Source organism: Gottfriedia sp. NPDC057991 (assembly GCF_042886615.1).
In the GTDB taxonomy this organism is placed as follows: Bacteria; Bacillota; Bacilli; order Bacillales; family Bacillaceae_G; genus Gottfriedia.
In genome coordinates this window covers 1-25,537 of sequence record NZ_JBHVQN010000001.1, presented here as the reverse complement: position 1 = coordinate 25,537, position 25,537 = coordinate 1, and the positions used below count along the sequence as shown (strand labels likewise).

The window sequence follows — 25,537 nt, the reverse complement described above, 5'->3', positions numbered from 1 at the left end:
TGAAAAAATGAGAATGCCACTCTAGCATTCTCATTTTTATATTAATATGAAATACTACCTGAAATTAATAACCCTACTGTTACACTTAAAGTAAACAATAAAGCAGCGACAGCAATATTTCCTTCTTCAACCTTTTTAGCAAACGATATTTTCGGAAATATTACAAATTCTGCAATCCAATAAGTAACCATTTGAGCTATAATACCAACTAAGCTCCAAATAATGAAATCACCATAGTTAACTGAATACTTTGCTGCTGACATAATAACAATTGCTAACCCTACTAATTTTCCCGCTAATTTCAGTGCTACGGCAATATTACCATCCTCTAAAATTAATTTTTGTTCACTCATCTTAGTGGTAAAAGTAAAAGCTAAAAATCCAATAAATAAAAGAATAAGTCCCGATCCTAAATACATCAATGTACTAACAATACTATCCATTTATCTTCTCATCCCCTCACTAATTAATTTTTTTCTTCAACAATCCCTACTGGTAAAAAACAACTTTCGTTTCCAGTAATAATATTCCCGGCACGTACACCAATTGCGCCGTATTCTTCTTTAATCAAAAAACTACCTATTAATACATGTAAATCTAACATTCCATCGGGAGTCATAACCTTTCTCATCGGTAAAGGTGAATATTGTTGAAACACCATAACTTGATCATGATAGTTATTTTGTTTGCTTTGTTGACGATTTTCACCGTTAATAATCTTAATTGAATCTCCTTCACGGCCAAAAGCAGGTTTCTCAACATACGGAAGTTTGTTCTCTATAAAAAAATCTGGCTCTAAAAATGTTGGTAGAAAATGTTTTCTAATTACATCATGTTCTTCGACAGAATAAACATCTGATTGCTCTATATGTAAATTCCAAATTAATGCTTGAACAGCTTTAGACTGTAGTAAGAATGAAGATAATGGATTGAAAATAATCAATTTACCGTCTTTTACAAGTTCTAATAGTGCTAGGCCAATTTTTGTTCCATCTGAAGATTGATCAAGCTCTAGGTGTTCAATTGGATAGGTTTGTCGGTAAAGAATGTGTATTCTTTCACCTTTAGGTGTATAAAGTCCATCGTTTTCAATAATCTGTAAATCTTCTAGCGATATTAATTGACTCTTACCTTCGTAAAGAGATTGGATATACTTACCTGTCTTCCAATCTTCTTCATGATCACCATGAGCTGTAAAAACAATAATTGGTTCATCTAACCCTTTTATGCTTTTATTGACAACATGATTTATGACGTTAGAAAGTTTCATTTCACTATCAGCATTAGGATTCTTCAAATTAAAATAGTCCGTAATGTAGTTATTGACATGATGGGTCTCCATAATAAAAGTTGGGGTGTCACTATTGCATTCATAATGTTTCCAACCATCTACTGTACGAACGAGGTCAATTCTCCTGATGATTCCTTCACTTTCAATCGTTTTATGACGTAAATATGGAACGATTTCATTTGAATAACCGAGCATATAAAAAATATCATCTGGTAATTGTCTCATTAACCGAGCAGTCTTATCATAGATTTTTCCAATTTGTTCCGTAATTGAATGAATTTCACCAACTTCACTTTCAGTCAAAGGATAATAGTCTAATAAAGCATAATATGAATCTTGTAAATCCGCCCAAAAATCTGGAAGTTTTTGATATACTTCTTTACGTTTTCGTCTATGATTCTGTAAATTCACATTATCCATTATTAACCACCAAATCCTCCAGATGAACCTTTCCCAAAACCACTTTTACTTGAAGACGAAGTATGCCCTGCATATTTACTAGAAGATTTATAGCTCTTATAAGAACTACTTCCATGAAGTGCCTTTCTTGTTGGATAAAATATTCCGCCATGATAATAACTATGGTAGTAATGACTAGTGCTATCATCACAAACCCAAACACCTTCGTCATCATCAAACTCCCAATCACGACAATCGTCATTTTTCGGTTTATCTGGTCGGTCAGCATTTTGAGAACCACAGCCAGCTAAGGCACTGACTGCTAACCCACTCGTTAATGCGATACTAACTTTTTTCATTAATATTGATGTTTTTGACATTGGGATCTCCTTTCGAGTATTGAATTATTCTATTCTAAACTAATCCTTTTCTTAAAGTATATAGAAATTAACTTTAGCTATCCCTCTTACTCTCGTTATCTTTTAGATTAACCTCCAAATCCCCCAGAAACTCCACTACCAAAACCACTTTTTTTAACCGAAGAATTTGTTCCTTTAATAATGCCTGAGGATTTATATTGATTAAAATCATTGTTGCTATATAACATATTTTTTGTTGCAAAGAATGAGCCTAAAAAAAAGAAATTTCGGTAAAATGAGCTTGAACTATCATCACAAATCCAAATATTATCTTCATAGTCAAATTCCCAATCACTACAATTTTCGTCATCAGGCATTTCAGTATCTGTATACGCAAACTCTGTTTCGTCACTATCAGTTTGCTCGTAAGTGGTATCAGTAGAATTAGTCTCATCTAAACTATCTTCAGTCGTCGTCCCCTCATCAACCTCATTTACTTGCTTTGTATTTTCATAGACCGGTTGACTTGATTCATAATAATCTTGAGAATTATCAGTTGTCTCAATAGACTCTGATTCAGATCCACACCCGGTTAATGAACTTATTACAATACCACTTGTTAAGGCAATACTCACTTTTTTCATTAATTTTGATGTTTTTGACATTGTATTCTCCTAATTCAATATATAAATACATACATTTCTATCCTAAACTGTGTTATATACTAATGTATATACAATTATTAAAGGAGTTTGAACAATGTTTAATACAGACAACATCTTTGTTCTTGAATATCGATTACTTGATGGAGAATCTACACGACCTATTTACCATTTTCCATTTTTATCAAAGGTCCAAATCTTTACAAGAAGATATTGCGATTACTTTATTTTAAATGGTTTCGTATACGAGAATAGAGGCTCATATATCGAAGAAGATCGATATGTAATTGAAGTAATTGAATCAGATATGGAAAATACTCCTTTTTATCATTTAAACAGACCGTTAGGCATTGAAATTAGAGATGTGGATTCTTTTGATGAAATTCATTTCTATGAGAGCGGAGATGAATTGGATCTACTTTCCTGGCTTCAATCAACTTATCTAACAATAGATCATCAAATCTATGAGCAAACTTCAAATGAAGTTGATCAAGACCGCAATACTTATGTGATGTATGTCAACCTTATATTGAATAAAAATTAAGCTACCTAAGTTTTCTTAGGTAGCTTCTAGTGTCTACTATAGATTTTGTTCTAGCTTGATTAAATCTTTACACTGTATGCCATTTTCCCAAATTTCTTCATCATAATTATCAATAAAGAAATTGTAGAAAACAGTACTGATTTGAAATCCGCAATTTTTATATAATGCTAATTGGTGTGTACTTGAGTTACCGGTACAGATTGAAATTTTGGAATAACCAAGTTTTTTGGATTCATTCATTCCATAGTGGATTAAATTTTTTCCAAATCCTTGTCCTTGAAAGGTCGGATCAATTGCAATATTTTTAATTTCAACCTCTTCACTTGAATTCTCCATTAAGACTAATACACCGACGAGTAAATTTTGGTCTAGTACTTCATAAATATTACTCTTTTGAATATATTTATCTATCATTTCTTTTGATGGATCAGCTAGTAATAATAGATTCCAATGCTCTTTTGTTAGAAATTGAATTTTATTAATATGTTTCATTGATACTCCTTACTTTTTTAATCTTGCCTTTAAATAATTTATCGTATCATTGGTGGATTTTTGTATCGAAAGATTTGTAAATCCATGGTTTCCATTTTTAAGTGCAATCAAAGTAACCATTTTTGGATTTTTTTTAGCAAATCTCTTGGATTGACTGAATGGAACAAGCTTATCTCCTGTGCCATGTACTATAAAAATTGGGACTTTTGTCTTTTCTACATATTGAATAGGACTCATTCGATTATACTCATCTGTCATTTGATCTACAGTACTATTCATATATTTATCTACAATTTCTGAACTTCTTGAAGAAGGAGATTGATTCATGGTCGTTAAGTCTGATATTGGATACCAAGCAATAATATATTTTATTTTGTCTTGAATATCAGGCTGAAGACCAGTTAATAAAGCTAAGTGTCCACCGGCAGAAGCACCAGCAATCCCGATTTGATTTCGATCAATTCCTAATTCAGTTGAATTATTGTAAATAAAGTCGATTGCTGTTTTCACGTCACGAACTGGAAAGTTATATGAATAATTTTCTTTTGAATAAAGTGTATAGTCTATACTAATTGCTGTATATCCATCTTTTACTATTTCATTAAAAACCGTACTCCAACGTTTATTCAACGCTTTACTTCCATATATCCAAGAACCGCCATGAACAAATATCAACGTTGGTGATGGACCATGTGAATTTTTAGATCGGTATACATCAAAGGTTTGTGGAACTTGGGCAGGATTTGTGTAACGTACATCTTTTTGCACAATAATATCTTTACTTACATCATTTATCTTCTTATGGTGTTTATGTTGAAAACCATTAAAACCAACAAAGACGATAACAAAGATGACTAATGCTAAAATGATTTTCTTCAAGCCAATTCACCTTTCTAATAAAAAAGAGACTAACACAAGTTATGTCTTCTAGGTTCATTGTTATGTAAGATTTTAACGTCTACATAAATTAATAGAAATACATTAATGATGCTAGCCTCAATTACTTTATTTAATAACTGTTACATACAAAATTCCCCAAATTAAAAATACTGCACAAACCGCAAATAATATTTTTGCCAACTTTTCCATCTTAGAACCCCTAATACCTTATTTTAAATCGACAACAGTAACGCCTATTCCGCCCTCAGAGGCTGCTCCATATCGATAGGATTTAACTGCTCTGTGTTTTTTTAAGTATTCCTGTACCCCTTGTCTCAGTGCGCCAGTTCCTTTTCCATGAATGATATTAATTCGAGGATAACCGGCTAATAATGCATCATCGATATATTTTTCAACACGAATTAGCGCATCTTCATATCTTTCACCTCTAAGATCCAGCTCAAGATTAACATGAAAATCCTTACCTTTTACAGCTGTAACAGTACGTTCTTTTACTTCTTTAGGTGAACTAATATATTCGATATCTTTTTCTTTAACTTTCATCTTAATAATACCGAGCTGAACTTGCCATTCACCTTCACTAATTTTATCAAGAAGTGTTCCTTTTTGGTTAAAGCTAATCACTTTTACTTCGTCACCTTCACGAAGCTTTCTTTGTTTCTTTGGTGCAGCTTGAGGAATTGTTTTCTTAGGAGCATAAGGAATTACCCCTTCCAAACGAGTTCTTGCCTCAATTAATTCATGGTCTTTAATTGAAGCTAATTGGCCAGCTTTTAGCTCTCTCAACTCTTTAATAATTTCCTCGGCCTCTTGTTGAGCTACCTTGACACGCTTTTTCGCTTCTTCCTGTGCCCCACGATATAATTCATCACGGTGCTCATAAAATTCCATCATTTGCTTTTGTAAGTCTTTGAAAACTCGCTCTGATTCTTTACGGAAATCTTCTGCTTCTTTCCATTCTGTTTCTGCACCTTTTCTACTCGTTTCTAAAGATGCAATCATATTTTCTACTTCATTACTTTCTTCACTTACATGATTTCTTGCTTTTTCAATTACGCGATTTGAAAGTCCAAGTCTTCTAGAAATCTCAAATGCATTACTTCTACCTGGAACACCAATTAATAATCGGTAAGTTGGACTTAATGTTTCTACATCAAATTCAACACTAGCATTCATAACGTGCTCTCGATTGTAACTATATGCTTTTAATTCAGGATAATGCGTTGTCGCTACTACTCTTGCACCGTATTCACTTACCTCATCTAAAATTGAGATTGCTAAAGCCGCACCTTCCTGAGGATCAGTTCCAGCTCCTAATTCATCAAATAATACAAGACTACTATGATTAACATGTTTTAAAATATCTACAATGTTCACCATATGAGAAGAGAATGTACTTAAGCTCTGTTCGATTGATTGCTCATCACCAATATCGGCGAAAATTTGCTCAAACACACAGATTTCTGAACCGTCTAGTGCAGGAATTTGTAGACCAGATTGTGCCATTAAAACACAAATACCAATCGTTTTTAAAGTAACCGTCTTACCACCCGTATTTGGACCAGTAATGACAATCGTAGTAAAATCCTTACCTAATTCAATATCATTAGCTACTACTACATCCCTTGAAATTAGAGGATGACGTGCTTTTTTTAATTTAAAATATCGATCGTTATTTAAAATTGGTTTACTCGCCTTAATTGAATGCGAATAGTTAGCTTTTGCAAATAAGAAATCCATTTCAGCTAAAATTTCAACATTTTGCAATAAATCCGCTGAAGCCTCCGCTACTTGGTCTGTTAATGCCATTAAAATTTTCTCAATTTCTTGCTCTTCTTTAACTTTAGCTTCTTGTAAACTATTGTTTAATGTAACGACAGCTTGTGGCTCAATAAATAATGTTTGACCAGAAGAAGATTGATCATGAACAATACCACCATAAACATGTCGATATTCTTGTTTTACTGGAATAACGAAACGATCATTACGAATCGTTACGATTGAATCTGATAACATTTTTTGTGCATTTGTACCTCTAGTTAGACTCTCTAATTTTTCACGAATTCGAGCTTCAGCTGTTCGAACTTGTCCACGAATTGTTCGAAGTGTCACACTAGCGTCGTCTAAAACTTCTCCATTATCACCAATAGCAGCCTTTATATTTTTATCTAATTCTAATAAAGGAATGATTTGCTCACTTAATGATTCTAAGTATGGAATTTCTACTTCACTCTCAATTAAGCCTTCAATAAATCGAATCATTTGACGCCCGGCATATGTAACACCCGAAATTGCAATTAGTTCAGAAGGAGATAGCATTCCACCAATATCTGCTCTTTTTACTTGCATTCTTATATCTGATAATCCACCAAGAGGTACATTTCCTCGTAGTCGAATAACTTTCACAGCTTCGTCGGTTGATTCATGTAGCTCTACAACTTCATCATAACTAGTACTTGGTAAAAGGTTTTTTATACGTTCCTTACCTAGTGAAGATGAAGCGTGTTTAAGTAATTGTTCTTTTATTTTATCGTACTCTAAAACTCTTAACGTACGTTGCATATCCCTCGCAACCGTTGCCTAAAACTTATAAAAATCAATAAACTTTTATAGCCTTTGTTTATTTCCCTGTTCTACGTGTCCGATTTCGCCATATTGTTAGTTACTTTCGTTTGATGTAACACTCCGAGGGCGTAAATTCGGATACAACGAATCCTACATATTAACAATGACGATTATGTGTCAAACTGCTAATTCATAACGTGACAAGTTAATAGCTGCATTTAAATCTCTATCCATCCTATGACCGCATTTACATTTGTATTGACGGTCTGACAGTTTTAAGTCGTTTTTAATATTTCCGCAACTTGAACACATTTTTGAAGAAGGATACCATTTATCAGCTTCTAAAAATTCGATTCCATATTTTTTGCATTTATATTGAATCTGTCGTTTGAATTCATATAATCCCTGTTTAGCAATCACCTTAGATAATTTCTTACATTTCATCATACCTTTGATATTTAAATTTCCCATGACAATGCGGTATGGTTTGGTTTTCACTATATCGCTCGTGGATTGATGAAGATGATTTACTCTGATATTTAATAATCTTCTATGTAGGTGTCGTATCTTTTCTTCGATTTTTATAATGTTGCTCGTTTTGACGAAACGGCTTCCCTCCTTATTCATTTCATATTTCCGAGAAACTTTACGTTGCAACCTACGTAGTCGCTTCTCCGTCTTTCTAACAAAGCTAGATTTATTAATATTTTTCTTTTTGTTACCGTCTGAACAGATAGCTAATTCTTTTATTCCAATATCGATTCCCAGTGAGATATTATTCAATTCTTCTAATTGTAGTGATTCCTCAATTACAACAGAAAGATACCAGTATTTACCGTCGAAACTAATTCTAGGATTTAAGTATCTTGTGTCAGGAATTTGTTCAGAAGTTACAATCCATCCAACTTTCTCGACTAAGACTTTATTTCTTTTAACTTTCAATTTCACATTATCATTATAAAAAGATGGTTTTGACTTTCCCTTGCACTTAAATCGCGGCTTGTCTGCCAACCCTTTAAAAAATTTTATATAAGCTTCACAAAGATCCTTAATTGCTTGTTTCGTTATATTATTAGACACTTCATACAACCAAGAAAATTCTTCGCTTTGTTTTAATAAAGTCAATTCTTTTCTCAATATATTATCCGAAATAAATTTCCTATCAATTTTATAGTATTCTTCTTGTTTAGCTAAAGCCCAACTATAAGCCCATCTCGCTGTACCTACTGATTTCCACAATTGTAGTTCTTGTTGTTTAGTTGGTTTTAATCTCACTTTTCTTGCAAGCATTATTTTCAAGTTTATCACCTCATGTTTATTAAAACATGCTAGGTAATTTGTATTTATATTCAAATGTGACATTTATATAAATTTTAACTAACTTTAATTAACCTCCTTACACTCGATTACGTTTCCTTTCAATCAAACTTAAAAGTTCGTGTAATTCAAATGTATTTACAATATTTTCTCTTTTTAACCAAGCCTTTTTGGCCGCACTAACCCCGACAGTCATATGCTCTAACATATCAATGTTATGTGCATCAGTATTAATTGATAGCATCACACCAGCTTCCGCGGCCATCATTAACATTTCTTTATTTAAATCTAATCGATTTGGATTTGCATTTAATTCTAAAATTGTACCTGTTTCTTTTGCTACAGAAATTAATTCTTCAGCATTAACTTTGTACCCAGCTCTTCTGCCAATTTTGCGCCCTGTTGGATGCCCAATCATGCTAACATAAGGATTTCTCATTGCATTTTTTAAACGCATCATAATTGTCTCTTCATCTTGACTAAAGCTAGAATGAATTGATGCAATCACAAAATCAAGTGAGCGTAAAACATCATCTTCATAATCTAATGAACCATCAGGTAAAATATCCATTTCTACCCCATGTAGAATTGTAAAATCAGTATATTTTTCATTTACACGCTGAATCTCTTCTTTTTGTTTCCATAGACGCTCAGGAGTTAAACCGTTCGCAACCTTTAAATATTGAGAATGATCTGTAATGACAATATACTTATATCCCTTAGCACGACATGCATCTGCCATTTCTTCGATTGAATAGCCACCATCACTCCAAGTAGAGTGCATGTGTAAATCAGATTTCATATCTTCTAAACGAATTAATGGATAATCGTTTGTAAAAGTTGAAACTTCCTTTCCATCCTCTCGAATTTCAGGCGGAAAACAAGGTAAATTAAAGTGAGCATAAAAATCTTCTTCATTTTCAAATGTTAAAACCTCACCAGTATTAACGTTCTCAACACCGTACTCACTAATTTTTTCATCACGCTCTTTAGCCAATTGACGCATAGCTACATTATGATCCTTAGAACCAGTAAAATGATGCAGCGTTGTAGCAAACTCCTTTGGTTGAATAATTCGGAAGTCAACTGAAATCTCATATTCAACACCTTTTAAAACAAGAGAAACTTTTGTATCCCCTTGTGCAATTATTCGAACGATTTCCGGCATTGAAAGTAATTGTTCTTTAATGCTTTCGGGTTTAATTGATGCAACAATGAAGTCTAAATCTTTAACAGTTTCACGTACTCTTCGTAAGCTTCCTGCTCTTGAATACTTTTCAACATCTTTCATTTCTGCTAAATAAGCTTCAATTTTATCAGCAATCGGTAATACATCTGCAAGCGGCAAGCGCTCGGGCTGCTTACCAAACTCCTCGATTGATTCTAAAATATTTTCCTCTGTCTTTTTACCGAATCCAGCTAACCCTTGTAACTTACCATTTAAGCATGCTTCTTTTAACTGCTCCATGCTCTCAATTTGTAATGCTTGATAAAGCTTAGCTACTTTTTTTCCACCTAAACCAGGTAGCCTAAGTAATGGAAGTAAAGTTTTTGGCAATGATTCTTGTAGTTCTTCCAATACCGTACTTTTACCAGTCTCAATATATTCTAAAATAACTGCAGAAGTCCCTTTTCCGATTCCTTTTATAGCAGTAAAGTCGTCGATTTGTTCAAGACTTCTTTCATCAGTTTCTAATGCATTTGCCGCTTTACGAAATGCTGATATTTTAAAAGCATTCTCACCTTTTAGTTCTAAATAAGTAGCAATTTGTTCTAATAGTTTAATTAACTCTTTTTTGTGCATATAAAGTCACCTACTTAACATAGAAATTTTTTTCACTTTAAGTCGATTAAAGTATTTCAGAACCAGAAGATCCGTTCAAGTTCCATAAATCCGTTAAATGATTTGATATAAATGGTGTATGTTGAACCATAAAATTCGCGATATTTGATTTAAGTAATAAATCATGAAGTGTATCAATTGGTAAAATTAAAGCTATAAAAAGCGCCAAAACCGCAAATAAATAAACCTCAATAAAACCAAAAATACCACCTAAGAAGGAGTTCATCTGCTTTAAAACAGGTAATTGGAAAACTCCATTCAATAACGAACCAATAAATGAAATAACTAACCTTGTCCCAATAAACAGCAAAGCAAAAGCTATAATTTCATATACAAACTGCTCTGCATTTACGACCTGGCTTCCGCTTATATGTATTGGAAAAATTTTCTTAAGCGAAGTAGCGGTTTGTTCATAATAATGATAAGCTAGATATAAGGAAAGTAAAAAACCTATTAATCGTACTAGGCTGCTAATAAATCCTCTTTTCCAACCTGTCAAAATTCCTAAAATAAAAATAATAAGTATAATTAAATCAATCATTTTTTGTCTGCTCACTTTTCGTTTGTTTTTCTAATAATTTTTCGAGCATTTCAGCTCTTTCTTTTAATTTTACATAATCACTTACAATATTTATTGCTGTCAATACAGCTAATTTATTAGTATCTAATAATGGATTTTTTTTATTTATTTCTTTCATTTTATCATCTACAATTGAGGCAACATGGCGAATATGATCTGTTGACTCGTCACCAGTAATTGCATAATGTTGCCCATAAATAGTTACATTTAGTTTTTGTTTCGATGAAGAATTGGACAACTTCATACCTCCATTCAGCTATAAACATTCTAACCTTAACTATAACACGAAATTCAATACAAACAAAAGTATTGGAAAATATCCATTTATAAAGGAGAAATTTATGTCAAACACTGTATTAACAGTTTCTGAGGATACTCTCTTAAAGATGAAAGCACACTACCAAAGTAGCCTTCAAGCAAAAGTACCACAAGGTGGAGTATTTATGGCTAAACCAAGTGGCTGTACAATCACTGCATATAAATCTGGTAAAGTAATGTTTCAAGGCTCAAATTGTGATGCTGAAGTAAGTAAATGGCAAGGTAAATCGGCTAGCCAAACTTCTAAAAAGGTGAACCCAACAAATACGAATTCAACTTTACCAAAAAACTTTTCAAGTCTTGCCGTTATAGGTAGTGATGAAGTTGGTACAGGTGACTATTTTGGGCCGATGACAGTAGTAGCTTCCTTTGTAGAACCAAGTCAATTCGAATTACTAAAAGAATTAGGCGTAAAAGATTCCAAAGAGCTAACTGACGATGCCATATGCAGCATAGCAAAAAAAATAGTTCATGTTGCAACCTACAGCCTCTTAGTACTGCACAATGAGAAATACAATGCTATGCAAGAAAAAGGATATAACATGAATAAACTAAAGGCGCTATTACATAATCAAGCAATTCGAAATACTATTTCAAAATTAGAAGATAAAAAATATGATGCAATCTTAATTGATCAATTTACTCCTCCTAATCTGTACTACGGTTATTTAAAAGGAACAAAAGAAGTTATTCGTGATAAAGTTCAATTCGCTACAAAAGCAGAAGGTTTGCATCTCTCAGTTGCAGTTTCTTCTATATTAGCCCGATATGCTTTCCTGCAACAAATGGATCAACTAAGTGAAAAAGCTGGCATGACTTTACCAAAAGGTGCTGGAGCAAAAGTTGATCAAGCCGCTGCAAAACTAATTAAATCAAAAGGTATTGAAGCTTTACGAAGTTTAACGAAATTACATTTTGCTAATACCGAAAAGGCATTAAAGATTTCAAAGAAATAAATTAAAAAAGCTTTATTCTAAATGAAAAATTCATTTAGAATAAAGCATCTACTATAAATACAATGAAACCTAATAGGCTAGCAACTTGTTTTTGTTTTTTATATCGAAGCATCGGTTTAGATAATAAAAATAAACAAATCAAAAATCCAAAAGGGATCGGTAACCAAAATAACCTAAATGGTAAAGAAGCTAGTACATAATAACCGATCATTTGAAACCCAAGATTACTAACATCCCGCTTAATGGCATCTTTATAAACAGCTAACACTCCAACCAGCAATCCGACATAAAGTAAAAAGATTAACATGAAGACACCTCCAAGATTGTCCTACTAATAACCTATTCACCTATGGCTTGTCTAAAGACTCATAAAGAAAAATGTTTAAACATATTCATAACATGTAGAAACGAAGGAGGAATATTTAGATGAATAATTTAATAAACGAATTTAATAGTCTAATCCAATCCGTCCCAAAAATCATCAGAGCCTTATCGAATACAGATTATAAACCAAGTCCTACAAAATGGTCTAAAAAAGAAATCCTTGGACATCTTTGCGATTCTGCGACTATGAATCATAAAAGATTTATAGATAGATTGTCCTCTAATGATGAACTAGTCTTGGAGCTTTATAAACAAAATTCATGGGTTGAATTAAATGATTATCAAAATTGCTATACAATTGAAGAAATACTTACTTTATGGACTGCTCTAAATTCTCGTTTCATGAATGTGCTCTCAAACATTTCAGAAGACCAATGGAAACTACAATATATTAGTCAAAATGAAGAATCTGTTACACTAAGTTGGTTATTTACAGATTACATTGACCATATGAAGCACCATTTAAATCAAATTTTAGGATAGGATCAAGGTGTCGCCATGAAATTTAAAGTGAAGAAAAATCCTCTTTTAGTCGTCCTAATTCTGAGCTTAATTCCCATCATTATTTCAGTTCCCATCATCAGCTTTATTGAAACTGATAGTACGGGAATCATCATAAGTTTAGTAGTCTTTGTCTTTTTATTGCCTGTATTAATTGTTCTAGTTTGGGCATTATTCAACACATACCATGAATTAACCGAAACTGAGTTCAAATCAAAATTTGGATTTATAACAATTATCATTCCATATAGTGAAATCAGAACAGTTAATTTCTCGAATAATCCAGTTTCATCACCTGCATGGACCTTCAAACGTTTAAAAATCGAATATAAAAAGTACGGATTTGCCTTACTTTCACTTCCTAAAGATGAAAAAAGTTTTTTACAAGAAATAAAAAAACGATGTCCAGATGCTACTATTTTAAATCGTCAAAGAGCAGAAGTTTTTATTAATTAGGGCTTTTCCCACAAAAACTCGCAGAGTATTATGTTCCTTGCGAGTTTTCACTCTGTTGAAAAACAACCAAATTTTCGTAAAAGGAGTAGAGTGATGTTGATTTCCACTACATGATGCTCGCTTTCCATGGGGCGAGATTCTTTAGCCTTCCCGCTTATCCCATAGGAGTCGAGCACCCCCCTCCGCTCCAATCAACTTATTCATCAAAAAAAGTCTACAATATATCCTAATCAAATAGCATTTACTTAGAGTAAACAAACAGTTGTTAATTAATCAGTCTGTAGGTCAATTAAGTCGAACATTAATTAATAAACTAATCAATTGAATTTGTTTTTCTAAAAATTAACTCATAATATTTTCAACTCCTAAAAAACCATTTCTAGTGTTATTGGAATCATAAACGTGCTCAAACATATTAACATTTAAAATCAATAATAGATCATCAAAAAATGATAATTTCAACATTAATAAATGTCCATTTAACGCAAGGTATTATGTTCCTTGCATGATTTTGTTTATGAGTTACTTTATCCCATCTTTTACTCACTCATAAACCCTTTATGAGTTAATAGATTCCATCTTCCTACTTTTTCACTTACTCATGAATCCTTATAATCGCATTTCTCTAATCTAAGGCACAAAAAAAAGTCTCATAAGTGCTTAGACTCACGAGACTTCCCTTTACATTATTAATTATTAATATACTTCTCAAATACTGATCCGAAATCTTTAACTTTATATTGCTCTCTAGACTTCATTAACCATTCAAAAGCAGCTTCATTAATTTCTTTAAAACTGTTTACTAAATTATTTTCATTTGAAGTTACGCGGCCTAATGTTGTAGAAGCAATTTCAATGCTTTCTTTCGCATAGACAAGTGCATTTTCATTTTCATGACTAATTTCAGCAATCATTAGTAATGCTTTGTATAGATCCTTTACTTGTTCAATATGTTTTTTATGAACATCAATCGAAAACTCTCTACCACCAATGTTGAACTTAATTTCAACATCTAAATCAATTGTACCAGCTGTTTCAAGTAAAACATGTGTGATTTTATGAGTGTGATAATTATAACGATGAAGTGTACGCTTCTTACTGATTGCACTTGTACCGTCCAAATGAATTAAAGCCTTATTCGTAAAGCAATACTCATCTGATTTTGATTTAATTAAAAAATAAATTTTTTCATTATCTTCATGCATTACATAATCGTCAGAATCAACTTTGTCATAATTTTTCGGTTCAATAACACTACCTACATCACTTAAACCAAGCATATCTGCAGCAACTTTACCAAACATAAAACATCCTCCTCCGAATAAGTGGGAATGGCTATTTCTGTACTTACCCGCCTTCAAAACCCACTTTTTTGACTATGTCACTTCTGAATTATACATTAAATACAAAAATATGGGGATAGGAATAGTAGGAGTATATGGTTTTTTTTTCCTTTTTTTTTAAAATCCCCTATTTATTTTCGGTCCTAACCCGCCCCCCTGCGTTATAACTTAATTTACAGTTGAACACATACCCAGTTGCAGACTATAATTAGATGGTGACTGTTTAAATTACGTTCTTACATTAAGAACATTACTATATGAAAAATAAAGAAAAGGTGTCGATCAATGAGTATTTTAACTGTAAAAAACTTAAGTCATGGATTCGGTGATCGTGCAATTTTTAATGATGTATCGTTCCGTCTATTAAAAGGTGAGCATATCGGTCTTATTGGTGCAAATGGTGAAGGTAAATCAACTTTCATGAATATCGTTACTGGAAAATTACAGCCTGATGAAGGTAAGGTTGAATGGTCTAAAAAAGTACGTGTAGGTTACTTAGATCAGCATGCTGTATTACAGCCAGGTATGTCAATTCGTGACGTATTGAAAAGTGCATTCCAATATATGTTTGATATGGAAAATGAAATTAATGATTTATATGTAAAAATGGCTGATGCAACTCCAGAAGAAATGGAGAAAATGCTTGAGGATGTAGGTGTTCTTCAAGATACTTTAACTAATAATGATTTCTATATTATCGATGCTAAAGTTGAAGAAATTGGTCGTGGTTTAGGTTTAGAAGATATCGGACTTGATCGAGATGTAACAGAACTTTCTGGTGGTCAACGTTCAAAGGTTCTTCTATCAAAACTTCTTTTAGAAAAACCAGATATCTTATTACTCGATGAGCCTACTAACTATTTAGATGAGCAGCATATTGAATGGTTAAAGCGTTATTTACAAGAGTATGAAAATGCATTTATCTTAATTTCGCATGATATTCCGTTTTTAAATAGTGTAATTAACTTAATTTATCACATGGAAAACCAAGAATTAAATCGTTATGTTGGTGATTATGATAATTTCAAAGGAATTCATGAAATGAAAAAATCACAATTAGAATCAGCTTTTAAACGTCAACAACAAGAAATCTCTGAACTAAAAGATTTCGTTGCTCGTAATAAAGCTCGTGTTTCTACTCGTAATATGGCAATGTCTCGCCAAAAGAAACTTGATAAAATGGATGTAATTGAACTTGCAAGAGAAAAGCCAAAACCAGAATTCCAATTTAAACCAGCTCGCACTTCAGGTAAATTAATATTTGAAGCAAAAGATTTAGTGATTGGTTACGACGAACCACTATCTAAACCGTTGAATCTTCGTATGGAACGTGGACAAAAAATTGCTTTAGTTGGAGCGAACGGTATCGGTAAAACGACGTTAATGCGTAGTTTACTAGGCGATATTAAACCAATTTCTGGTGAAGTTGAGCGCGGAGAATTCCTTCATATCGGATACTTCGAACAAGAAGTAAAAGGTGATAATAATAAAACATGTATCGATGAAGTTTGGGATGAATTCCCATCTTTTACTCAATATGAAGTACGTGCTGCACTTGCAAAATGTGGACTAACGACTAAGCATATTGAAAGTAAAGTTGTTGTTTTAAGTGGTGGAGAAAAGGCGAAAGTTCGTTTATGTAAGTTAATTAATCAAGAAACAAACTTACTTGTTCTCGATGAGCCTACTAACCATTTAGATGTAGATGCTAAAGAAGAACTTAAACGAGCACTAAAAGAGTACAAAGGAAGCCTTTTAATTATCTGTCACGAGCCTGAGTTCTACCAAGGTTTAGTTACAGACGTTTGGAATGGCGAAAACTGGACTACTAAAGTATTTTAAAATGATATATAAAAGAGAGTGTCAAAAAGAAATCTTTTTTGAACACTCTCTTTTTTTACAATATCAATCTAAATTTAATGCTGCTTCACCAATTTCAGCTAACTTTTTTTGCCCTTCAATTGTAGGGTGAATATCATTCTGTCTAACATATGTACTTTGACGATTATAGAAAGTTGAAAAAGCGTCTGCTATTACTATGTTAGAGATTCCATTTACTTTGAGAGTATTCACTGAACTATTAATATTTTTGTTAATAATGTTACTCAATAAGAAATTACCTTGTCCATACATAGGATCTGTAGTTTGGAATGGATTATAAATGTTATATACTACAATCGGTGCATCCGTAAGCGATCTAATTTCTAAAATAGTATCAGATAAATTCTTTAATAACACTGGTAGCATCGCACCAACTGATTGCTGTAATTTAGTAGCATCGCCATTACTCGCTTTGAGAGCTTGTAGTAGGTCGTTGTTTCCAATATCTAAAGTTACATAATCAGCATGTCTAACTGCATCTCGATATGCATCATCATTCTTGATTGAGAACAACAATTGATCAGTTCTCCATCCTGGAACACCTAAGTCACGAACTCTTAGATTAGCATCTTGTCCAATAATATATGGAAAAGCAAGCTTAGAAGGTTGCTCATTATTTACTCCTAAATTGTAACCAAACGTAATCGAATCTCCTAAAGCCACAAGTGATTTCTTTGCATTTTCACTCTTTGCCAGAGCAGTGGTTGAAAACATAGTACCTACTAAAGTTAAAGCTGAAATTGTTGTTAATAATTTTTTCATTATTAAATTCCTCCCTTAAAATAATGTCTTTCAAGATGGATTATAATTAAAAAAAATTACAAAATGTGTCGAATCAACCTACTAAATTTTTGGTAATATTTAGGGAATAAAAAAGAGTAATGCATTTTTCATACATCACTCTACATGTCATTTATTCGTTTAAGAAAGTGTAATATTTTGACTTAACTTAGTAGTCCATTCACTTGGATGTTTTCTTTTCTTTGTTCCTTTTGGCATTGTATTAATATAACCGATATGAAGAGCTCCTAAAATTTTTCGATGTTCAGGAATGCCCATTTCTAAATAAAATTGTTTATCAAAAATATAAGGATTTGTTCGCCATACCATTCCAATATTTTTTTCCCAAGCTGCTAATTGTAAATTTTGAACAAATGCACAGGTTGCCCCAATCGCTTCTAAATTTTTCTTTTCATTTTCTGAGTGGTCTGTCGTTATGATTAAATGCATAGGTGTGTCGACGATATATGTTTTAAAGAATTCTGTAGATTTTTTAATTTTCTCAACTGTATATGTTTCCGTTAATTCCATTCTTTCGTAACTATCTACAACTTTTGAAGCGTAATATTCTTTTTCTTTTTCTTCGGAAACCATAATAAATTGCCAAGGCTCTTCTTTGCTGTGGAAAGGAGCATAGGATGCAGCTTCAAGTAGCTCCATTAAATCTTCCATTTTAATTGGATCTTTTTTTGTATCTCTTATTGTTCTTCTATTTTTTATAAAATCTAAAATCGACATTGAACGTTATCTCCTTAGTCTCTAACTATCCTTAAATTTATTATAAATGTAAATGATAATCATTTTCAATAAATCTTTTGGTTTTTTAATTATTTTCTTAGACTTCGTTAATCCTTTTACATTTGGATACACCGTTTCCTCTGATCGGTTCGAAATCATTACATAATTATGTATATGGAATAAATATTAGAAAGACTGTGTTTAGGTTCAACAATAAATTAAAAAGAAAACAGGTATTGAAGAATCAAATTTCTTCAATACCTGTTACTTTACATTTCTTTTGGAGCACGAATTCCTAATAATCTTAGTCCTTCTTCTAAAATAATGGAAACAACTTTAATCAAAGCCAATCTACTTTCTAATTGATCATCATTTGTTAGAATATGTGTATTTCCATAATATTTATTAAAACTTTGTGCCAAATCTATTGTATATTTAGCAATGACAGACGGTTCAAATTGTTCAAAACTACGCGCTACTTTATTAGGGAACTCAAGAATATGTTTTATGATGTCCCAACTATATGAATCATCCAGCCCATCTTGTTTAGTTAAATCCTTTGATGAAGCTTTATCTAAAATTGAATTTGTTCTCGCAACTGAGTACTGTACATATGGTCCTGTTTCACCTTCAAATTTTAGCATTTGCTCAAGTGAAAATTCGATGTTATTCATACGATCATTTTTTAAATCTTGGAAAATGATTGCGCCGACTCCAACCATTTTTGCAACTTCTTCTTTATTTTTTAATGTAGGATTTTTTTCTGCAATATTTTGACTAGCTAAACTTATCGCTTCCTCAATTACCTCTTCTAAAAGAACAATTTTTCCTTTTCGTGTAGACATTTTTTTACCATTTTGTAGGATTAAGCCGAATGGTACATGTACCATTTCATTCGCCCATTCGTAACCCATTTTCTTCAAAACTGTAAATACTTGCTCAAAATGCAATGCTTGTTCTCCACCTACAACATACACTGCTTTATCAAAATCGTATGTTTCTTTACGATAAAGTGCAGCTGCTAGATCTCTTGTAGCATACAGCGTAGCTCCATCAGATTTTCTAATTAAGCATGGTGGTAATTCCTTTTCAGTTAATTCAACAACATCTGCACCTTCAGATTCGACTAAAAGGTTTTTTTGCTCTAGAAGTTCAATAACTCGGTCCATTTTATCATTATAAAATGCTTCTCCGTTAAAGCTATCAAAGTTAACTCCTAATAAATCGTATACTAACATAAATTCTTTTAGAGACTCATCACGGAACCACTTCCATAAGTGTAAAGCTTCTTCATTTTTTTCCTCTAATTGCTTAAACCAGCTTCTAGCTTCTTCCTCAAGTTGAGGCTCTTTTTCAACTTCTTCATGAAATTTAACATATAATTTTAAAAGTTCTTTGATTGGATTTTCTTTTACGGCGTCTTGATTACCCCAAAGTTTATAAGCAACAATTAATTTCCCAAACTGTGTTCCCCAGTCACCAAGGTGATTAATTTTTATTGATTTATACCCATTTTTTTCAGCTATTTTAGCAATTGAATTTCCAATCATAGTTGAACGTAAGTGCCCCATCGAAAATGGCTTTGCAATATTTGGAGAGGAACAATCGATCGCAACCGTTTTGTCTTCTCTAATTACTTGGTTTCCATATTTCTTCCCTTGACTAAGAACTAATTCAATTACTTGCTTACTTACTAGCTTTTTATTCAAAAAGCAGTTTACGTATGGGCCGTTCGCTTCTACTTTTTCAATTAAATCATGGTTAATCTGTGGTGCAATTTCCTTTGCAATTAATACTGGAGATTTTTTTAATGCTTTAGCTAATTGGAAACAAGGAAATGCTAAATCACCTTGATCTGCATAATTCGGTTTTTCAATAAGTGAGTTAATTTCAGTTAAAGTTAGTGATCCATTTAAAGCTTTTTCAATTTGTTCACTATACATATTTACATAATTCATTATGATCAATCCTCTCCAAAATATAAAAAACCCGTCTCTATCATAAGAGACGGGTTTAACTAATCCGCGGTACCACTCTAATTGTTCAAATATATTGAACCAGCTTTAAATTTTGTTAACGAGGTCCTCCCCGGCAAAGTCCTACTATTAATTCAGACTGCTTCTCCGAAGTGCGCTTCATCTTATTCGCTCTGTTAGGCTTCCACCATCCCCAACTCTCTACAAGAATCAAAATAAGATTACTCTCTTCATCTAAAAATTTTCAATATTCATTTTTTCCATTTAATCATATCTAATGTAGAATTTCAACATTAATCTTTTTTTGAACTTTATGAATGACACCATTTGTTGACAACCTTAATAACATAGAAATTGAGGTGGAATTCATGAAAAAAAAACCAATAACTTTAAGCCTTTGTATGATTGTTAAAAACGAAGAAGCTGTACTTTCCAGATGTTTATCCTCTGTATCTAATATAGTAGACGAAATTGTCATTATTGATACTGGTTCAACAGACAAAACGAAGGAAATAGCTAAAAAGTTTACAAATTCAATATATGATTTTACTTGGATCAATGATTTCTCAGCGGCAAGAAATTTTGCGTTTTCTAAGGCAACGAAGGATTATATTATGTGGCTAGATGCTGATGATATTATCACTGATGAAAATGCGAAAAAATTACTTAAATTAAAAAAGTCATTAACTAAAAATGTCGACGCTATCGGAATGAAATATCATCTAGCTTTCGATGAAAATGGTAATCCTAGCTTCAGTTCTGTTCGAAATCGGATCGTTAAACGAGAAAGAAATTTTAAATGGATTGGATTCGTTCATGAATATCTGGAGGTTTACGGCGAAATTATTCAATCGGATGCCGCAATTATTCATCAAAAAGACAAAGAGTTTTCTGATCGCAATTTAAAGATTTATGAAAATGCGATTTCTTCAGGAAATGAATTAAGTCCTCGTGACAAATACTATTATGCAAATGAATGCGTAGATCATCAGCTATTTGAAAAGGCAATTGAATGGTATGAATTGTTTCTTAATGAAGGAAAAGGCTGGTACGAGGATAATATTCAAGCCTGTGGAAAAATGGCAGACTGCTATTTAAATATAAACGAATCGGAAAAAGCAATTAGCAGTTGTCTAAGATCATTTTCTTATGATGGACCACGTGGAGAAAACTGCTGTCGATTAGGATTTGTTTATCTTCATCAAGGTGATTACACACGAGCAATTTCGTGGTATAAACTCGCTACACTTGTTGACGTTCCTAAAAGTAGTCCTTTTATAAATCAGGCTTGTTACACTTGGTTACCTAATCTACAGTTATGTCTTTGCTATAGTCGATTAGGCGATCAGCTAACCGCTAGGAAATATAATGATATAACAGCAAGTTATGTTCCGAATAATCCTTCCGTTCTACACAACAAAGAGTATTTCAACTCATATTTTAAAGATCAATAACCCACCCATACTATCTTCTAACGTTTTATTTCCTGGATCCTATCTATTTAGTAGGCTCAATTTTGATTGACAAACTAACTAGTTTAAGAAGGACTCTGTATTGAGAAGAGCTGGAAAAACACTCCTATAATAGATGATCTGGAAACTACTATTTACGTAAATCAACATTAATATATCATCAATCATTTTATACAAAATCAAAATTAAAGAAAGGGTGATAGCTTGATCACAGTCAGTTTATGCATGGTTGTACAAAACAATGAAGCCACAATTGAAAGATGTCTTAGTTCTGTTAGTAGCATAGTTGATGAAATTATCATCGTTGATATGAATTCCCACGATCGAACGATTGAGCTAGCAAGACAGTTTACAGACCAAATACATGTCTTTGATGGTATAGATGAAATAGATGCATTGAATTTTTCAAAATCACTCGCAACAAAAGACTTTATACTTTTACTAAACCATAGTGAAGTTTTACTAGAAAATGATCGTTTAAAATTTTCTAAGCTAAAACAGTCAATAAACAATGAAGTTTACAATGTAGCAGTCGATTATCAGATTGGTTGGAATGTAAAAAGCAAACAAAAAATTAGTAGATTATTTAAAAGATTAAGTTCAAATAGTCATTCATCGAATATAAAAAATGAACAAACCTCTGAATCATTTTCTACTAATCTTGTTATTACAGATCTTCCTTTTACACAAAATACAAAAGAAAATATTCAAATATATGAACAAATGCTAAGTAATCACATTAACCTTTCTACGATGGATTTATTTTATTATGCAAAAGAGTTAAGTTCAGATCATCAACATGATCAATCAATAAAGTATTTTTTAAAATTTTTGAGATTAAATCAGCCATATGAGGAACATAATATCCTTGCCTGTCATTATATTGCTAATAGTTATCACGAGTTTAATCTAAGAGACTTAGAAACTACTTGGTTATTAAGGGCTCTTAAATATGGCAATACTCATCCAGAAACATGTTGTAGATTGGCTTATACATTTTTTGAAAAAAATAATTTCAATTCAGCTATTTATTGGTATAAAGAAGCAACCTTAAATAAGGTTAACAATCGTTTGATTCTTCATAACCCATCATGTACTACTTGGCTACCACATTTACAGCTAGCTGTTTGCTATGACAGAATAGGGGAATTTCGCCTTGCAAATGAGCACAATGAATTAGCCTATCATTTTTACCCAACACACCCAAGTATTCTTTCAAATAGAGAGTACTTTTCAAAAAGATTAAATAACGAAGGCAGCTGAGGATCCCTCAACTGCCTTTTAATCATTTTTTCCTTATTAACAAGAGCATATTATATATTTCAAGATTTGAAGTTAGCTGTTCAAGATTTATTCCAAAACTATGAGCTAAATGAACTACTTCTTCAAAAAACAACTTAATGTTTAAATCTACATTTATATTTTCATTCTTTTTCGTAGTCATTTCAAATTGGTCAGTTGGAAATAGCGTATTAATTGTTTGAGGCGTGAAAAATCTAATATTTTCTTTTTTCAATATCCCAGCGTGTATATAATTCCATTGGCCTTGTAGTAATTGAAAGAGAACTTCACCATGGGAAACATTTGGAACTCTACAAATAATTGAGCCAGATGGTTTTAAAAGTTTGTTGATTTCTTTTACAAAGCTCCAAGGATCTACAAGATGGTTTACAATATTATCAATTATGATTAAATCAAAAAACTCCTCAGAGTAACTGTGGGGCAATTCGTCAATACTGATTGTATCAACCCTCTTATAAAATTGTGATGCAATTGAGGATAACTCTGTATCACTTTCTGTTCCATATAATTCACATTTGTATAGATTCTTAATTTCTAGACCTGTTGCTCCTGCTAAGCAACCAATTTCTAATACATTATTTATGTTACCTGGTACCATTTCAATAACTTCCGTCTTCGGATAACCAATATCAATTAGATTGTTTCCCCACTTTTCGATATACTTCATTCTATTTTCAATATATAGGTGATTTATGTTAATATCACTATTTCCATTAAATGTCATGTGCCCATAATGATGAACAAATGAATCTAGTGCAATATGCAATTCAAATCCTTCTAGAATAGTTCTTAAACAAATATCATCATCTTCAAATGAACCTAGTTTAAACCTTTCATCAAATCCTACTAATCGATCAATTAATTCGCCTCTAACTAATAAACAAAATCCTACTAATCTTAATACTTGCTTAGACATTCCTTTTACACTGGCACAATATTTTAATGAAAAATCATTAATTTCTTGATCATTTTGATAATCAACATTAATTCGCTGCAATCCACTTACATAATTACTTACAGGCCCAACCATGCCAATTTTATCATTACTATATAAAAGAGTAAGCATTGCTTCTAACCAATTTTCTGTAACGATTGTATCATTATTTAAAAATAGCAAGTTATCACCTGTTGCGACTTTAATTCCTTGATTACACCCTTTAGCAAACCCCATATTTACTTCATTAAAGATTGTAATAAAAGAAGGATTATTTTTTAAATAATCTCGTGTGCCATCAGTCGAACCATTATCAATAACAATAATTTCTACTTCATCTTCCTTTGTATATTTCGCAAGACTTTCAAAGCATTTTTTCGATACTTCGAGCTGATTATAAGTCAAAATAATAATACTAGTTTTCATTCATTAAACACCTTCTTAGAATCTCACTGCATTAGCAAGTATGATTTCATTTAAATTCATTACCCTTCATTTATCTAAATAACACATACATTAATCAATATATTCAAGATGGAAATATTTGGTCAGTATTAATTATTTAATAAAAAAATCCTCATTAATTTATTCAAATAGATTACTATTGAATAATTAATGAGGATGGTCATCATCTTAGGATCGATTATTAATCTCTAAAAGTGATCGTTATACAATACGATGAACTGACCAGTTGATACCTGCTGAATTGTTTCCACCTAAAGTAAGAGGAATAGTTAATCCGTCAGCCTCATAGAAGAGACCAATCACATCTCCAGCAGTTAATTGTAAGTCACCAGTAATGGTGACAGTTCCATCTCCTAGAATAGCACGTAGATTTAGTACTAAAGCAACATTTACGTCTAAAATTGGTACTAATCCACTTAATAAATCTGCAGTCGTAGGTGTTATTCTACGGAATACAAATGAAGGATTTACTCCTGCTCCAATTGATACTGTTAATGTTGCAGTTGTAGAGTAACTAATTGTTGCTTCAAAAGTATAACGGCCTGTCGCTGGGACAGTGAAATTACCAGTCGTTGGATCAAAAGTTGTTCCATTAAAGAAAGGACTTACAACACTCCAGCCTGTTAATTGAGCTGTAGTTGCAGTATTAAATGCTGGTAAAAACGCCGAGAAACCTTCAGAAAGTACATTCGGACCTGTTGCTCCTGCTGGACCTGTTGCTCCCGCTGGACCTGTTGCTCCTGCTGGACCTGTTGCTCCCGCTGCTCCTGTCGCTCCGTCTGCTCCTGTTGCTCCTGCTGGGCCTGTTGCTCCCGCTGCTCCTGTCGCTCCGTCTGCTCCTGTTGCTCCTGCTGGGCCTGTCGCTCCGTCTGCTCCTGTTGCTCCTGCTGGACCTGTCGCTCCGTCTGCTCCTGTTACTCCTGCTGGACCTGTCGCTCCGTCTGCTCCTGTTACTCCCGCTGGGCCTGTCGCTCCGTCTGCTCCTGTTGCTCCCGCTGGGCCTGTCGCTCCGTCTGCTCCTGTTGCTCCTGCTGGACCTGTTGCTCCAGGTGGACCTGCTGCTCCGGTTGGACCAGTTG

Annotated in this window: 24 protein-coding genes, 1 pseudogene and 1 other annotated feature; of the genes and pseudogenes, 7 read left to right on the top strand and 18 right to left on the bottom strand. The window is 32.7% G+C overall.

Features of this window, described 5'->3' with window-relative positions; all coding sequences use genetic code 11:
- Positions 1–41: 41 nt before the first annotated feature.
- The 4 genes from ACFVR2_RS00125 to ACFVR2_RS00110 all read right to left on the bottom strand — a co-directional run bounded on the left by ACFVR2_RS00125 (position 42) and on the right by ACFVR2_RS00110 (position 2,714).
- Positions 42–443, bottom strand: a complete 402-nt coding sequence (locus ACFVR2_RS00125) for a DUF350 domain-containing protein (RefSeq protein WP_387357788.1) — start codon at positions 441–443, stop codon at positions 42–44.
- A gap of 23 nt (positions 444–466) precedes the next feature.
- Complete coding sequence (locus tag ACFVR2_RS00120; protein ID WP_387357786.1) at positions 467–1,711, bottom strand: glutathionylspermidine synthase family protein; 1,245 nt, start codon at positions 1,709–1,711, stop codon at positions 467–469.
- A 2-nt stretch (positions 1,712–1,713) separates the two neighbouring features.
- Entirely contained in the window at positions 1,714–2,070 is a 357-nt protein-coding gene (locus ACFVR2_RS00115) for a hypothetical protein (RefSeq protein WP_387357784.1), read from the bottom strand.
- A 107-nt stretch (positions 2,071–2,177) separates the two neighbouring features.
- Complete coding sequence (locus ACFVR2_RS00110; protein ID WP_387357782.1) at positions 2,178–2,714, bottom strand: hypothetical protein; 537 nt, start codon at positions 2,712–2,714, stop codon at positions 2,178–2,180.
- Positions 2,715–2,808: 94 nt separating this feature from the next.
- Between ACFVR2_RS00110 and ACFVR2_RS00105 the strand changes: the two genes are divergently transcribed.
- Entirely contained in the window at positions 2,809–3,255 is a 447-nt protein-coding gene (locus ACFVR2_RS00105) for a hypothetical protein (RefSeq protein WP_387357780.1), read from the top strand.
- 36 nt (positions 3,256–3,291) lie between these two features.
- Here ACFVR2_RS00105 and ACFVR2_RS00100 read toward each other — a convergent pair whose 3' ends face one another.
- The 7 genes from ACFVR2_RS00100 to zapA form a co-directional block, all read right to left on the bottom strand.
- Entirely contained in the window at positions 3,292–3,747 is a 456-nt protein-coding gene (locus ACFVR2_RS00100) for a GNAT family N-acetyltransferase (RefSeq protein WP_387357778.1), read from the bottom strand.
- Between the two features lie 9 nt (positions 3,748–3,756).
- Positions 3,757–4,626, bottom strand: coding sequence for an alpha/beta hydrolase fold domain-containing protein (locus tag ACFVR2_RS00095; protein ID WP_387357776.1), 870 nt, complete (start codon positions 4,624–4,626; stop codon positions 3,757–3,759).
- A 228-nt stretch (positions 4,627–4,854) separates the two neighbouring features.
- The gene (locus tag ACFVR2_RS00090) at positions 4,855–7,209 is read right to left on the bottom strand and encodes an endonuclease MutS2 (RefSeq protein WP_387357774.1); all 2,355 of its coding nucleotides are present in this window, start codon (positions 7,207–7,209) and stop codon (positions 4,855–4,857) included.
- Positions 7,210–7,389: 180 nt separating this feature from the next.
- Positions 7,390–8,505, bottom strand: a complete 1,116-nt coding sequence (locus tag ACFVR2_RS00085; protein ID WP_387360408.1) for an RNA-guided endonuclease InsQ/TnpB family protein — start codon at positions 8,503–8,505, stop codon at positions 7,390–7,392.
- Between the two features lie 103 nt (positions 8,506–8,608).
- Complete coding sequence (gene polX / locus ACFVR2_RS00080) at positions 8,609–10,333, bottom strand: DNA polymerase/3'-5' exonuclease PolX (RefSeq protein WP_387357772.1); 1,725 nt, start codon at positions 10,331–10,333, stop codon at positions 8,609–8,611.
- A gap of 46 nt (positions 10,334–10,379) precedes the next feature.
- Complete coding sequence (locus tag ACFVR2_RS00075; RefSeq protein WP_387357770.1) at positions 10,380–10,913, bottom strand: CvpA family protein; 534 nt, start codon at positions 10,911–10,913, stop codon at positions 10,380–10,382.
- Positions 10,906–11,196: a cell division protein ZapA gene (gene zapA / locus ACFVR2_RS00070; protein ID WP_387357768.1), complete on the bottom strand. Its 291-nt coding sequence runs from the start codon at positions 11,194–11,196 to the stop codon at positions 10,906–10,908. Before zapA ends, ACFVR2_RS00075 begins: the two co-directional genes overlap by 8 nt.
- A 97-nt stretch (positions 11,197–11,293) precedes the next feature.
- Here zapA and rnhC point away from each other — a divergent pair, with 97 nt between their 5' ends.
- The gene (gene rnhC / locus ACFVR2_RS00065) at positions 11,294–12,226 is read left to right on the top strand and encodes a ribonuclease HIII (protein WP_387357766.1); all 933 of its coding nucleotides are present in this window, start codon (positions 11,294–11,296) and stop codon (positions 12,224–12,226) included.
- A 34-nt stretch (positions 12,227–12,260) separates the two neighbouring features.
- Here rnhC and ACFVR2_RS00060 read toward each other — a convergent pair whose 3' ends face one another.
- Entirely contained in the window at positions 12,261–12,533 is a 273-nt protein-coding gene (locus ACFVR2_RS00060) for a hypothetical protein (RefSeq protein ID WP_056472328.1), read from the bottom strand.
- 119 nt (positions 12,534–12,652) lie between these two features.
- Here ACFVR2_RS00060 and ACFVR2_RS00055 point away from each other — a divergent pair, with 119 nt between their 5' ends.
- Positions 12,653–13,093, top strand: coding sequence for a DinB family protein (locus tag ACFVR2_RS00055; protein ID WP_387357763.1), 441 nt, complete (start codon positions 12,653–12,655; stop codon positions 13,091–13,093).
- 15 nt (positions 13,094–13,108) lie between these two features.
- The gene (locus tag ACFVR2_RS00050) at positions 13,109–13,567 is read left to right on the top strand and encodes a PH domain-containing protein (RefSeq protein WP_387357761.1); all 459 of its coding nucleotides are present in this window, start codon (positions 13,109–13,111) and stop codon (positions 13,565–13,567) included.
- 689 nt (positions 13,568–14,256) lie between these two features.
- Here the strand turns inward: ACFVR2_RS00050 and ACFVR2_RS00045 are convergent.
- Positions 14,257–14,871, bottom strand: a complete 615-nt coding sequence (locus tag ACFVR2_RS00045) for a PH domain-containing protein (protein ID WP_387357759.1) — start codon at positions 14,869–14,871, stop codon at positions 14,257–14,259.
- Positions 14,872–15,195: 324 nt separating this feature from the next.
- Here ACFVR2_RS00045 and ACFVR2_RS00040 point away from each other — a divergent pair, with 324 nt between their 5' ends.
- Complete coding sequence (locus tag ACFVR2_RS00040; RefSeq protein ID WP_387357757.1) at positions 15,196–16,752, top strand: ABC-F family ATP-binding cassette domain-containing protein; 1,557 nt, start codon at positions 15,196–15,198, stop codon at positions 16,750–16,752.
- Between the two features lie 63 nt (positions 16,753–16,815).
- Here the strand turns inward: ACFVR2_RS00040 and ACFVR2_RS00035 are convergent, their stop codons facing one another.
- From ACFVR2_RS00035 to argS, 3 genes are all read right to left on the bottom strand, one after another.
- Positions 16,816–17,553 (bottom strand): GDSL-type esterase/lipase family protein, encoded by a 738-nt coding sequence (locus ACFVR2_RS00035; RefSeq protein ID WP_387357755.1) that lies wholly within the window; start codon positions 17,551–17,553, stop codon positions 16,816–16,818.
- A 159-nt stretch (positions 17,554–17,712) separates the two neighbouring features.
- Positions 17,713–18,309 carry a nitroreductase family protein gene (locus tag ACFVR2_RS00030; protein WP_387357753.1) on the bottom strand — a complete coding sequence of 199 codons (597 nt, stop codon included), beginning with the start codon at positions 18,307–18,309 and terminating at the stop codon, positions 17,713–17,715.
- A 269-nt stretch (positions 18,310–18,578) separates the two neighbouring features.
- A complete protein-coding gene (gene argS / locus ACFVR2_RS00025; RefSeq protein WP_387357751.1) occupies positions 18,579–20,267 on the bottom strand; it encodes an arginine--tRNA ligase in 1,689 nt (562 codons plus the stop codon).
- 42 nt (positions 20,268–20,309) lie between these two features.
- Positions 20,310–20,531 (bottom strand) — a binding site (T-box leader).
- Positions 20,532–20,653: 122 nt separating this feature from the next.
- Between argS and ACFVR2_RS00020 the strand changes: the two genes are divergently transcribed.
- The gene (locus tag ACFVR2_RS00020) at positions 20,654–21,739 is read left to right on the top strand and encodes a tetratricopeptide repeat-containing glycosyltransferase family 2 protein (protein WP_387357749.1); all 1,086 of its coding nucleotides are present in this window, start codon (positions 20,654–20,656) and stop codon (positions 21,737–21,739) included.
- A 222-nt stretch (positions 21,740–21,961) separates the two neighbouring features.
- Entirely contained in the window at positions 21,962–23,020 is a 1,059-nt protein-coding gene (locus ACFVR2_RS00015) for a tetratricopeptide repeat-containing glycosyltransferase (protein ID WP_387357747.1), read from the top strand.
- Between the two features lie 22 nt (positions 23,021–23,042).
- Here the strand turns inward: ACFVR2_RS00015 and ACFVR2_RS00010 are convergent, their stop codons facing one another.
- Both ACFVR2_RS00010 and ACFVR2_RS00005 read right to left on the bottom strand, forming a co-directional pair.
- Positions 23,043–24,419, bottom strand: coding sequence for a glycosyltransferase (locus ACFVR2_RS00010; protein ID WP_387357745.1), 1,377 nt, complete (start codon positions 24,417–24,419; stop codon positions 23,043–23,045).
- A gap of 240 nt (positions 24,420–24,659) precedes the next feature.
- Positions 24,660–25,537, bottom strand: a pseudogene (locus tag ACFVR2_RS00005) (collagen-like protein); the annotation flags it as partial.